Below are 11,891 nucleotides of genomic sequence, written 5' to 3' on the forward strand. Positions count from 1 at the left end.
ACTCTGCGTAGGCGCCAGACTTAAACCTGTGGGATAGTCAAACGCGCAACACGACCCTTAGGAAATTCAGCAAGGCTGATGGCTTTACCATCGACCGTAAACGTGGACACGACAGTGGGAGCACCTAAGATCACTTTAAACGGAGGCACACCACTGGCTTGAATATTCGCACCAGCACCACGGACGCCGTCAACAATCGCTTTGCCCTTGGCATCGACTATGTTGATCCAGCAATCGCCCGTGAGCTCAATAGTAATGCTCGACTGCCCCGCAGCGACCGGAATGGCTTGCGCTGTCGAAGCAGTATTGGTTACTGCTGTATTAGTTGCAGGTGCATTCGATGCGGTTTGGTTCTGCACTGGCGCGGCATTGGTCGCGGCGTTTTGTGTCGCGCTTGGAACCGCAACGGTATTGCTCGCTGCGGAGTTCGGAGCAGTATTCGGTGCAGTGTTAGATTCGCTCGGATTCATAGCCGAATTGGCAGCAGGCGTCTGCTCCGCTTCCATCGCTGCCGAATCGTTCATATTAGGGTCGATAGTGCTCTCGTCGGTATCTTTTACCGGACCATCGGTCGCCATAGAGCCATTGACCGCAATCTCACTTAAACGCGCACTGGCATCAGTTTCCGTCAGCAGCACATCACCTGGGAGCGCTTGATTCGCCGCCGCTAACTCTTCCGCCGTTGGTTTAGACACATCAACATGGGTCACCAGCGTAGTTCGTTGCATCCACCATAGGACGAACAAACCCAATAAAACTAACACAATAAAAAAGCTCAGCCACTTTAGTTTAGTGTCACGAGCTTGATAAGTCGTCTTGCGGGAAAAGCTTTGCATAGCAGGCTGAGTCACTAATGGCACCTGCCGCGCGAGGCATGCCTCAATCAGGGCGTTATCCACCCCCAACATGCGCGCATAGTTTTTGACGTATCCGCGAACATAAGTCGAAGAAGAAATATTGGAAAAATCGTCGGCTTCGAGATTTTCAACAATCCCTGGGCGCAGATGTAATTTCACCGCGGTATCCGCAATGCTTAAGCCCATCTGCTCACGAGCCGTTCTGAGTAAAGTGCCGAGCGTTACATCAGGCGTCGATTCAGCTTCACTCGCTGCAACTGGTTCTACTGACGCGTTTATTTCGTTATCTTTCATTGATGCAAATTAACTCTGTATTGCTTGGCTTGAGGCGATGCTGGGAATTTGGCGAGCAATAAAATGCCAAATCGCTTCATAGCAGCATCATCATTCAACGCCTGCTCAATTTTTATTCCGAGCGTTAAACTTTCTGGAGTCTGGGCAGCCACTTGGTGATAACGCGCTAATTGGTTTTGCGCATCGACATAATCACCTTTATCCATCCCAAGCTCAGCCAGCTCCAGTAAAGACACCGAGCGTCTCGGGTCATACTTTAACGCCATCTGAAAATACTGTCGTGCCTTTTCTGTTTGTCCCGCGTCTCGGCTGCAAATGCCTAAGTTCTCATAACTGGACGCGGTACGCGTATATTTGGGCATTTCTATCGCGGCCAAAAACATTTTTTCAGCTTTGTCGTATCGCTTTTGTTGGCACAAAAACACCCCAAAGTTATTCATGGAATCGCCAGAGGCGTCCTTAGTATTGATAGCGTCTTGATACGCCTGTTCGGTACGTACTAAATCGCCAACGGTTTGATAGTAATAGGCCATGGCCACATGCACATCTTCGAGCTCTGGTGCATATTCGATTGCTTTATCAAGATTATACTTGGCTTGTTCCGAGTTACCTCGATTAAGGTAAGTTAAACCGAGCTGCATACGCTCCCGTGCAGCGGCGACTTTATCGAGTTTTCGCTCCGACACGGGAATATCAGTCCCTGAATAGGTACGCTCAGTTACGCATCCTGTCACTAATAATGACAGGGCAATTGCTAATGAAAACCCTGACAATCCATGCTTCATGGGCAAGCCTATAAATCTGTGCAAACAAAGAGTTAATTCATTGTGACCGAAATCTGATTTTCTTGCATGCGTTTTTTTGCTAAACGCTTGGTTCGATCGCGAATATCACCCGCTAACTGTCCACAGGCCGCGTCAATATCATCACCACGGGTTTTGCGTACAATCACAGTTAAGCCATATTCCATCAATACCTTAGAAAAACGGTCGATGCGCGAGTTCGATGAACGACCATAGGGCGAACCTGGGTATGGATTGAATGGGATCAGGTTTACCTTACAAGGCGTATCCTTCATTAATTGTGCTAATTCATGGGCTTGTTCAGTGCTGTCGTTGATGTGATCGAGCATCACATACTCCACAGTGACGCGGCCACGGTTAGCGTTAGATTTAGCGATGTAACGGCGAATTCCTGCAAGGAACTCTTGCAGTGGATACTTTTTATTCACGGGAACCAGAATATCGCGCAATTCATCGTTTGGCGCGTGGATACTCACGGCGAGCGCCACATCGAGGGCATCACCGAGTTTATCTAAGGCTGGCACTACGCCCGACGTTGACAGGGTCACACGGCGTTTTGACAGGCTAAAGCCGAAGTCGTCCAGCATGATATCCATCGCAGGGATCACGTTGGCTAGGTTCAGCAGCGGTTCACCCATGCCCATCATCACCACGTTGGTGATTGGGCGCTCGCCGGTTTCTTTAGCGAACCCTAAGAAATGGGAAACACGCCAAATTTGGCCGACGATTTCAGAGACAGTTAAGTTGCGGTTAAAGCCTTGCTGCGCAGTCGAGCAGAAAGTACATTCGAGGGCGCAACCCACTTGAGACGACACACACAGAGTGGCGCGGTCATCTTCAGGAATATACACGGTTTCGACTTCTTGACCTTCGCCGACGTGGATGGCGAACTTAATGGTGCCATCGGCGGATTTTTGATAACTTGAAATCTCAGGCGCAACAATCTCACAACGCGCCGCCAGCTTTTGGCGTAACACTTTGTTGATGTTAGTCATTTCTTCGAAGTCACTGACACCGAAATGATAGATCCATTTCATCAGCTGATCGGCACGGAAAGGCTTCTCACCCAGATCCGCAAATAATGCGCGCATCGCCTTACGATCAAGGTCTAATAAATTGATCTTTTTTTCACTCATAGGACTAACCTCAACACCAAAACCTGCAACAGGGCGGCGAATTATACAGACGCAGAAAAATTTTAGCCAGCAACTCCACACTCCTATGCTAGAATCGGCGTGGGTCAATGTTGGCCTAAATTATGGAGTTGTAATACCACCTATATGTTAACCCTCATCATTATAGTGCTTGTCGCTGTCGGAGTTTCTTTTCTGTGCAGTGTATTCGAAGCAGTGTTGCTTTCGGTTACCCCTAGTTATATCGCCTCGCTCGAACAAACTGACAGTGCCGCAGCCGCCCGGTTGCGTAAACTAAAAGAAAACATCGAAGCGCCTCTCGTGTCTATTTTGACCCTAAACACCATTGCCCACACTGTGGGTGCCGCCGTTGCCGGTGCGCAAGCGGCCAAGGTTTTTGGTGATGACATGCTCGGCGTGTTCTCCGGAGTGTTAACTTTTATCATCCTATTCTTCTCAGAGATTATTCCGAAATCTGTGGGAGCCAATCACTGGCGCCGTTTAGCCCCGAGTGTGTCGATTGCCATCACTTGGATGAAGCGTGTCACTAAGCCGCTCATTTGGATGTCGCAACAGGTGACTCGCCTGCTAGGTAAAGGGGAAGAAGGTCAGTACATTCGCCAAGAAATGAGCGCCATGGCCAAGATTGGTCACGAATCCGGTGAGTTAGACGAGCAAGAGTCTAAAATTTTGACCCAAATGCTCAAGGTGCGTGACGTGCCTGTGACGGCGATTATGACGCCGCGTACCGTAATGTTCTCGTTACCCGTTTCACTGACGCAAAATGAGTTTGTGCAGGAATATCGCGACAAACCTTTTACCCGTATTCCAGTATACGATCAGGACCACGACGACATTATCGGTTACATCACCCGTACCGATGTCTTACTGGCTGAACGTTACAGCCCGAACGCACCGATTGGTGAACTCAAGCGCAGCCTATTTGTGGTGCCCGAAACGGCTAAAATCCTGCCGTTATTCGAGCGGATGATTAAACGCAATACACAAATTGCGATGGTGGTTGACGAATACGGCAGTAGCCAAGGTATTGTGACCCAAGAAGACATTATCGAATCACTACTTGGCTTAGAAATTGTCGATGTGAATGACCCAGCGACCGACATGCAGCAATTGGCCCGTAAACTCTGGACCAAGCGCATGAAGCAAAAAGGCATTCGTCTCTCCGATGATGGCGACTTCGAAGCCGCCGCCGAAGATGACGAGGCGCGCTCGGGTTAATGACATTATTTAGTCATTGTTAAAGTAAAGGGAGCTTGGCTCCCTTTCTTGTTTTTGGGGAGAAGGTTATAATCTCCCGCCGTAAAAGAGGTAGGTTATGACACAGGGATACACACTCTCACTCGCGCACATCAACGATACCCATTCGAATTTTGAACCCAGCCGCGTACAATTTTCCCTCAATCTAGGGCTTAAAGCCTTAGATATCACCAGTCACAGCGGTGGCTATGCACGCCTGGGGTATCAGATTAGTCAGGCACGTGACCGAGCCGCACAAAGCCAAATGCCGTTTTTATTTTTGCATGGTGGCGACAGTTTCCAAGGCACGCTGTATTTCAGCCATTTTAAGGGTAAGGCCAACGCCCATCTGCTGAATTTACTCGCACCCGATGCCATGGTGATTGGTAATCACGATATTGATGAAGGCAATGCGCGGCTTGCCGAATTTGCTAAGCAAATCGATTTTCCGCTGCTGGCGGGCAATATGGACTTGAGCCAAGAGGATATCCGCAAGCCGGGTAATCTGCGTACTGTGGCGAATATTCTCGCCTATGATGAGACTACTCAGCTTGCCAGCTACCTCGAAAAGCCCTTCTACGACAAAAAGCTCGCCGTCATCGGCATTACTCTGGATCAGATGAAAGACATCGCCAGACCCGATCCTGATACCCACTTTGTCGATGCGATTGCGACCACGGCGCGCACCGTCGAGCATCTACATGCCAAAGGCATCAAGCACATTATTGTGCTGAGTCACTTAGGTTTAGATCAGGATAGAAGGCTTGCCGAACAAGTCGATGGCATCAGCCTTATCGTTGGCGGCCATACCCATACCTTGCAGGGCGATTTTAGCGCCTTGGGGTTAAGCAATATTCCCTATGGTGAAACCATCCATGGCACTCCTATCGTGCATGCGGGGAAATACGCCGAAACCTTAGGCTTGACCGAGATTGAATTTGATGCAGCTGGCCGCGCGATAAACCTAAAGGGTGGCAACTACTTTATGCTCGATAAACAGTTTATGTTGAGTTCGAGTGAGCAAGTGGATGACACCGACTATCAAGCCGTGCAGCAACGTTTTAATGAGCATCCCTATGTATTGTGGGATGCTGCCGATGAAGACATTCACGGCGTGATCCACGATATCTATCGCCCCGCGATTGCCGAGATGGAAAACAAAGTCTTAGCCCTTGTACCTAAGAATCTAGTGCATACCAGACTGCCATCTAAGGCATTACCCCATGGCAGCGAAATCGCCCCTTGGGTGAGCCGCAGTATGTTCCAAGAGGCCAAGCTTGAAGATCCCCGCATCCACTTTGCCCTGCATAACGCGGGTGGAGTAAGGCAATCTGTCGCCCAAGGCAGGCTCACCCTCGCCGATGTGTTGGGGCAATTGCTGCCCTTCGAGTTGCCATTAGTCAAATACGAAATCCAAGGCCAGTATTTATACCAAGCGCTGGAGTCGGCAATTAACGCCGCGACAAACAACAGTGTGCGCGGAACGGGTGCGGGCAGCTTCCCCTATACCTATGGATTACGTTATTACTACGATGGTAGACGCCCATTAGGGGAGCGCTTGTTCAAGCTTGAAATGATGCAGCAAGATGGCTTATCACTCTGGTATCCAGTGCAGCCCGATGCGCTCTATGTAGGGGTGTCAACCTCCTATACCGCTGCGGGGAAAGAAGGTTATCACCCACTGTTACAGGCGCGCTGGCAGGAATCGATTGAGACGCTCACCCTACCACAGGCTTTTATTCGCTTCCTCAATCGGGCGCCCAACCCCAATTTAGCGGATTTGCTCTCCCCCCATGTGCATTACACCAGCCATGTAAAGCGCTCAGTGTAAGCGCCCTGCGTCAGGGATTTATATCAGCGCTGCCGCAAATCCCAGCCCTCTTAATTCATCACAGTACTTAGGGCGTGTTGACGTTTCAGGGTTATTTTTGCAGCAATGTGGCTGGCTTTTATGCAAGGCAAAGTCCGTGCAGTGTAGTTATTCTACATAAACGGACGATAACGCAGCAGAAAAGTCAGCCAAATGCTGCCCGAAGGGTTCGTCTGGCAAACACTTGCTCTTTGTCACTCGTCATTTGAGTAGAATAACTACACATCATTCCTCGTTTCGCGAGCACGAGCTTGCCAGAACGAACAAAATTTAATCTCGAAACGTCAACACGCCCTAGCAATGGTTAAGTACTGTGATTCACTCAATCCTGTACCCAAACGCACTATCGACATCTCACTAAAACAACCAGTCGCAATGGGGTAAACGTTCGGCAAACCACGCCTGCGCTTTGCCTTGATTCCCCTTGCGCCATGCGAGAAACACCGGCTGCGCCGGTCTTGGGATCTCAACCTTACACGCGACTAATGCGCCTGAAGCGAGTTCTTCGCGGATCAAATGTTTGGGAAGATAACCCACACCCAGCCCGAGTTGCTGGGCTTTAATCTTGGTCTGCATATTAGGCACGCGGATGACTTGGCGACTATCAAACAATCCACTTGAGCGCTGCGCGAGCGCCGTTGAGCTGTCGGCCACCACCACGGAGGGAAATTGCAACAGGGCTTCGGTCGGGATGGGATGGTCAAACTGTGCCAAGGGATGATGAGGCGCAAGGGCAAACATGAATTCAAGCATGCCGATTTCGACTAAGTGATATTGCCCCTTAGGTAACTCCCCCGTGACCCCAATGGCAATATCGGCGCGGCCCGAATACAGCGCATCCCAACCGCCACCCAATGACTCCTCGGTGATATTGATGGTCACCTGTTTACCTAACTCGGTAAATTCAGCAATCAGTTTAAGCAGTGGTAAATCGGGCACTACAGTATCTATGGCTAAGGTTAATGCCGACTCCCAGCCCGTTTCGAGTTGGCGAACCGCCTCTTCAAGCCTGGCGGTGGCGGCTAAAATCTCCCGCCCTTGGCGTAATACCAGCTGGCCAACTAAGGTCAATTCGGCACGCTGGCCCTTACGTTCAAATAATTTTACCCCTAAGTCGCTCTCTAATTTCTGCACTGTGTAGGTCAGCGCCGATGGCACCCGGAATAAGGATTCGGCCGCAGCCGAAAAACTGCCTTTTTTATCAATAGCATCGAGTACTATCAAGCCATCTAGGCTCATCACAGGTAACATAGCCACCTCTTATTCAAATTTTTTGAAATAGACTTTGAAAATGTTCCGATTTTCTTTCCATCAGGTCAAGTCTAGACTGTAAACCAATGGAGAGATTAACGCTAAGCCTCCACCGACTAACTCATTAACGACATAGTTAAAAAATTTGAATTAAGGAACATCCCATGAAAGCACTTATCACAAAATTACTGACCTCTGCCCCAAGTTTCGCCCCATTGGCCCTGCGTATTCCTATCGGGATCATCCTCATGGCCCACGGCTCGCAAAAACTCTTCGGCTGGTTTGGTGGCTACGGCCTAGAAGGCACAGGACAATGGATGGCCTCCATCGGCTTAACCCCTGGCTACTTAATGGCGCTGATGGCTGGCTCGAGCGAATTCTTTGGTGGCTTGCTGATCATTATCGGTTTACTGACTCGCCCAACGGCACTGGTATTGTCCTTTACTATGGTGGTCGCGATTTTCTCGGTCCACATTGATAACGGTCTGTTCCTCAGCAATAACGGTTATGAATTTGGTTTAGCCCTGTTAGCTGCCACTGTGTCTCTGGCCGTGTCAGGTGCAGGTAAACTCAGTGCCGACAACCTGTTAGCCGCACGCTTAAAATAAGGAGGAAATGATGATCCGTATACGTAAAGCGCAGGACCGTGGGCAGGCTGATTTAGGCTGGTTAAAGAGCCAACATACCTTCTCGTTTGCAAGCTACTACGATCCGCAGCATATGGGCGTGTCTTCCCTACGAGTGATTAATGATGACAGAGTTGCGCCGGGCGCAGGGTTTGAAACCCATGGCCATAAAGATATGGAAATCATCAGTTATGTGATTTCAGGCACCATTGCCCATAAGGACAGCTTCGGTAATGTTAAGACCTTACCAGCGGGTGAGTTTCAGTTAATGTCTGCTGGTAAAGGGATTTATCACAGCGAGTTTAATGCATCAAACACTGAGTCTCTGCACTTTTTGCAGATCTGGATCCAACCAGACACCTTAGGTATTGATGCCGGTTATCAGCAAAAGGCCTTCGAGCAAACCTCTGCGCTGACCGCCGTGGTCACCCCAACGGGTGAAAATGGCACCTTGAAAGTACAGCAGGATGCGACCTTGTATCGGCTAATACTGGCACCGCAAGAGCAAGTGCATATGCCGCAGCTTAAGCCACAGCGTCAGCTCTATGTGCAACTGGTGGAGGGCACGCTTAAGGTCAATGACCAAGTGCTCACCCCTGGGGATGGCGCACATATCACCGCCGAAGAAGCGGTTCGATTTAGCGCCACAGGCAGCAATGTCACCGCCCTAGTGTTTGACTTAGCCAGATGAATATTGTGACCAATAAAAAACCGCCAAGGAAACGAGGCGGTTTTTTTATTACTGATCGTACGGCCAGAGAAGAGCAGTCTTTCCAAACGCGAACCTATGATAAGGACATAATCAAACTAAAATTCACTAACACCTGCGCCCTGTCGTTTTGTTTATCTTCGGCGGTGAGATAGCGACGTAGTTCATTACGGCGAATGCAATTAAAACCCTGTTTCTCAAAGAAAGGACGCGCCTGATAGGAGGCTTCAACGGTAAGCCGTTTAAGATTACGGCTTTTGGCCTCTTCGAGCAGGGCTAAATACAAATGTGTCGCCACCCCGGCACGGCTGTATTCAGGGTGGACAAACAGACAATCGACTTCGCCGACCATACAATTGAGCTCTTCATCGGGACAGAGCCTTAAGTTGGTAAAGCCAACCAACTTGCTGCCTTCCTGCGCCACCCAAGTGGTGGTGTCTTCTAACTTAGCCAGCCAGTAGGCATCGCTTCGCGCCTCACCCTGATTTTGCGCCCAAGCTAAACGTTCGGTAAGCGAGTAATATTCCTGCGCGCCCTCCATCACACTGGCGTTAAATACCGCCGCCACCTGTGCCACATCCGGAGGTGAAAATAAGCGTATCTGCATTGGAGTCCACTCCTATGGGTTAATCATGACCAATGGGCACATAAGCAATGTATTCCCATTCAGTTACAGTTTTTTAGTCATATAAAAACTCGGCAACACCTGGCCCAGTTTTTGTTGATAGCTGCGCTGTTGTTGGACAAATCCGAGTTTAATAAACAGCCCGCGGGAAAGATAAGACGCATCGGCACTCAATTGGCTGTACCCCTGCTCCCTCGCCCACAGTTCTAGCTGTCGATAAGCTCGCTCCCCCAGCCCCTGCCGTTGCCAATCGGGATGAATATAGAGGCTATCTATATATCCTCTATGGTGAAAATCCGTTTCGACATTGATAAAACCTGCACAAATCTTAGATAAGCCCGCGGCATCTGTCACCAAAATAATCCATGCTTGGGAACGACTTAAGCGTAAATGCCAATGTTGACTCGAACGGGGTGCCTGCGACCAAGCCTTAAGCTGCGCGGCGTTATAACGCTCATGTTGTATTTTATGCACGCACTGATGAAAGAGTTCACTCACCGCCCGCGCATAACGGCGCCGATAAGGGATGACTTCGACTGGCTTTTCGATTGAATTGGCAGCGGACACGAGTAATCAACCAAGAGTGTAAATAATCGCTATATTCTGCCGCGATTTAGATTCGAGCGATAGCATCAACGCGATAAGAAAAGGTTTGCCGCTGTAAACAAAACCGCCTCGAACAAGGCGAGGCGGTTTAGGAACTCATCGCAACATGAATGTTGCTAAGACATCGATTATTTCTTCTCGATTTGACCAACAAACAACAGCTTGTCAAAGGTGCGGTTTAAGGTTTTGCTGGTGAATTGATTCATCCACATTTGCTCAACCACGGCCACTTTGTCGCCTTTCTTGACTTCAGCTTCTGGGCCAGCGGCCCAAAACGTGTTGTCAGCTTCTTTAATTTGAACATAGGTGTAACCGCCACCATTCATAGTATCAACCACAGTACCTTCATGAACGACGCCCTGTGCCCAAGCACTTGACATACCTAACGCTAAAGTTGCTACAGCCGCTAATTTTACCAATTTTGCCATCATGCCTTTTGTTCCTTGTGTTTTACTAATATGCGGCATTAAAACATGCCATAGGTAATAAATCGCCAATCTCTATCACGAAATACAACACTTATCGCAAAAGTAGGATTTTTATCGCTCAGTAGGGAACTCATTTCAATAGCGGTTTTAACATGCCCTCAAGGCCGTTGAGTTTGACCTCATAAATCAGCGCTAACTGCTCACCTAATTTTCCCTTCGGAAAACCCTGTTGATGAAACCACACGAGATAGGGTTCGGGCAATTCGAGTAAGCGGCGACCGGCATATTTACCAAAAGGCATCACCTGATTCACGGCATCGATAAGCTGTTGTTGATCCATTGCATTACCACTTCAAACAAAAAACACACTCATAGCTGGATGCTACGCTATTGACGGACAAATGCCTAAAGTTAACGAGTGATGTAATCATGAGGTCATACTGCAAGCTAAGTGACTTGTGATGCAAAACGATATGACCATTATCCAGCAAGTATCCGGCAAGCGCACTCAGGATAAGCCATCCACTTACCCTGAGTCAGGAAATAGAGATTAAGAATAGATTTTACGCATGTTCGGCCCAAGGTTGGCGCAGGGAGAATAGACAAAACCATAATCGCCGCAGAGTCGCTCCTCTTCGCCATGCACATTGATGCTGACACAGGTGCCAGGGGCGGCATGTTCATCAATATAAGTCATCACCCGCTCTAACATGATGCTAGCCAATCCTAAATGACGATACTCAGGTAAAACAATAAAGTCCTCAATCGCCAAATGGTTAGCCTTATCGCCATACACGCAGCTGGTCGCGATGATTGACGGCGAGTTTTTCTCTTGTTCCCCCGTCACCCGAATCGACACCCAATATAAAGGCTGTAACGGATGACCCTCCCCCATTTCCACACCGATAGAGGGATGCCCCGCAGCATCGCGTAGATTCAGCAGCTCATGAAATAAAGGTGCAGATTCAACCAACTCAAATTCAATAGGCATAAGCATTTTAATATCCATTTTGGCATCCCTTCACGAATGGTAGAAAAATCAAGGTGATTAGACGGCATAATAGGAAAATCCTAACTGAATTAGGTGGCAATTTGATGACATACAGAACAGCGACAAGACAACTTTCGACTGAAAATCATAAAGCAAAGAACAAGGTTTCAATAATATTTAAGAATAAATATCAAAAATTATATTCACAAAAGAAATATAAGAATTAAGACTGAGGCAATCGTTGCACTCGACTCAAGTAGTGACGCTGACTTAAATACGCCCAAAAGAATCACAAAAGCATTTTAAATCATGTAATTAATCACAAATCAGCCTCATTTATCTTTGCTCGATATAAGAGTCAAATAAACGGCACACGTCACTGTAACGTCAAATAATAATCGCGCGACATTTTATAAAAAAACGTCAAAAATCAGCTAATTG

The 11,891-nt window shown here is 48.5% G+C and carries 13 protein-coding genes; 4 read left to right on the forward strand and 9 right to left on the reverse strand.

Annotated elements, in window-relative coordinates:
* Positions 1 to 20 precede the first annotated feature (20 nt).
* From L2713_RS06180 to rlmN, 3 genes are read right to left on the reverse strand one after another with little or no spacing between them, the layout of a single operon-like run.
* Positions 21 to 1,151, reverse strand: coding sequence for a RodZ domain-containing protein (locus tag L2713_RS06180; protein ID WP_248967301.1), 1,131 nt, complete (start codon positions 1,149 to 1,151; stop codon positions 21 to 23).
* A complete protein-coding gene (pilW, locus tag L2713_RS06185; RefSeq protein WP_248967302.1) occupies positions 1,148 to 1,936 on the reverse strand; it encodes a type IV pilus biogenesis/stability protein PilW in 789 nt (262 codons plus the stop codon). Before pilW ends, L2713_RS06180 begins: the two co-directional genes overlap by 4 nt.
* A 32-nt stretch (positions 1,937 to 1,968) precedes the next feature.
* On the reverse strand, positions 1,969 to 3,090 hold the full coding sequence (gene rlmN / locus L2713_RS06190; protein ID WP_023266487.1) for a dual-specificity RNA methyltransferase RlmN: 1,122 nt from the start codon (positions 3,088 to 3,090) through the stop codon (positions 1,969 to 1,971).
* 144 nt (positions 3,091 to 3,234) lie between these two features.
* On the opposite strand from rlmN, the gene L2713_RS06195 reads away from it, so the two are divergent.
* Together L2713_RS06195 and L2713_RS06200 are read left to right on the forward strand one after the other, a co-directional pair.
* The gene (locus L2713_RS06195; RefSeq protein WP_011622012.1) at positions 3,235 to 4,326 is read left to right on the forward strand and encodes a CNNM domain-containing protein; all 1,092 of its coding nucleotides are present in this window, start codon (positions 3,235 to 3,237) and stop codon (positions 4,324 to 4,326) included.
* A 97-nt stretch (positions 4,327 to 4,423) separates the two neighbouring features.
* Positions 4,424 to 6,175, forward strand: coding sequence for a bifunctional metallophosphatase/5'-nucleotidase (locus tag L2713_RS06200; protein WP_248967303.1), 1,752 nt, complete (start codon positions 4,424 to 4,426; stop codon positions 6,173 to 6,175).
* 396 nt (positions 6,176 to 6,571) lie between these two features.
* Here L2713_RS06200 and L2713_RS06205 read toward each other — a convergent pair whose 3' ends face one another.
* Positions 6,572 to 7,465 (reverse strand): LysR family transcriptional regulator, encoded by an 894-nt coding sequence (locus L2713_RS06205; protein ID WP_248967304.1) that lies wholly within the window; start codon positions 7,463 to 7,465, stop codon positions 6,572 to 6,574.
* A gap of 164 nt (positions 7,466 to 7,629) precedes the next feature.
* Between L2713_RS06205 and L2713_RS06210 the strand changes: the two genes are divergently transcribed.
* Positions 7,630 to 8,073, forward strand: a complete 444-nt coding sequence (locus L2713_RS06210; RefSeq protein WP_248967305.1) for a DoxX family protein — start codon at positions 7,630 to 7,632, stop codon at positions 8,071 to 8,073.
* 10 nt (positions 8,074 to 8,083) lie between these two features.
* The gene (locus tag L2713_RS06215) at positions 8,084 to 8,782 is read left to right on the forward strand and encodes a pirin family protein (protein WP_248967306.1); all 699 of its coding nucleotides are present in this window, start codon (positions 8,084 to 8,086) and stop codon (positions 8,780 to 8,782) included.
* A 94-nt stretch (positions 8,783 to 8,876) separates the two neighbouring features.
* On the opposite strand, the gene L2713_RS06220 is transcribed toward L2713_RS06215, so the two are convergent.
* The 5 genes from L2713_RS06220 to L2713_RS06240 form a co-directional block, all read right to left on the reverse strand.
* Positions 8,877 to 9,407, reverse strand: coding sequence for a GNAT family N-acetyltransferase (locus L2713_RS06220; RefSeq protein ID WP_011622007.1), 531 nt, complete (start codon positions 9,405 to 9,407; stop codon positions 8,877 to 8,879).
* Positions 9,408 to 9,470: 63 nt separating this feature from the next.
* The gene (locus tag L2713_RS06225; protein ID WP_248967307.1) at positions 9,471 to 9,992 is read right to left on the reverse strand and encodes a GNAT family N-acetyltransferase; all 522 of its coding nucleotides are present in this window, start codon (positions 9,990 to 9,992) and stop codon (positions 9,471 to 9,473) included.
* Between the two features lie 167 nt (positions 9,993 to 10,159).
* Complete coding sequence (locus L2713_RS06230) at positions 10,160 to 10,462, reverse strand: hypothetical protein (RefSeq protein WP_011622005.1); 303 nt, start codon at positions 10,460 to 10,462, stop codon at positions 10,160 to 10,162.
* Between the two features lie 127 nt (positions 10,463 to 10,589).
* Positions 10,590 to 10,799, reverse strand: coding sequence for a DUF3820 family protein (locus L2713_RS06235; protein WP_011622004.1), 210 nt, complete (start codon positions 10,797 to 10,799; stop codon positions 10,590 to 10,592).
* 210 nt (positions 10,800 to 11,009) lie between these two features.
* Positions 11,010 to 11,468, reverse strand: a complete 459-nt coding sequence (locus L2713_RS06240; RefSeq protein WP_011716301.1) for a GNAT family N-acetyltransferase — start codon at positions 11,466 to 11,468, stop codon at positions 11,010 to 11,012.
* Positions 11,469 to 11,891 lie beyond the last annotated feature (423 nt).

The organism is Shewanella seohaensis, assembly GCF_023283775.1.
Classification (GTDB): domain Bacteria; phylum Pseudomonadota; class Gammaproteobacteria; order Enterobacterales; family Shewanellaceae; genus Shewanella; species Shewanella seohaensis.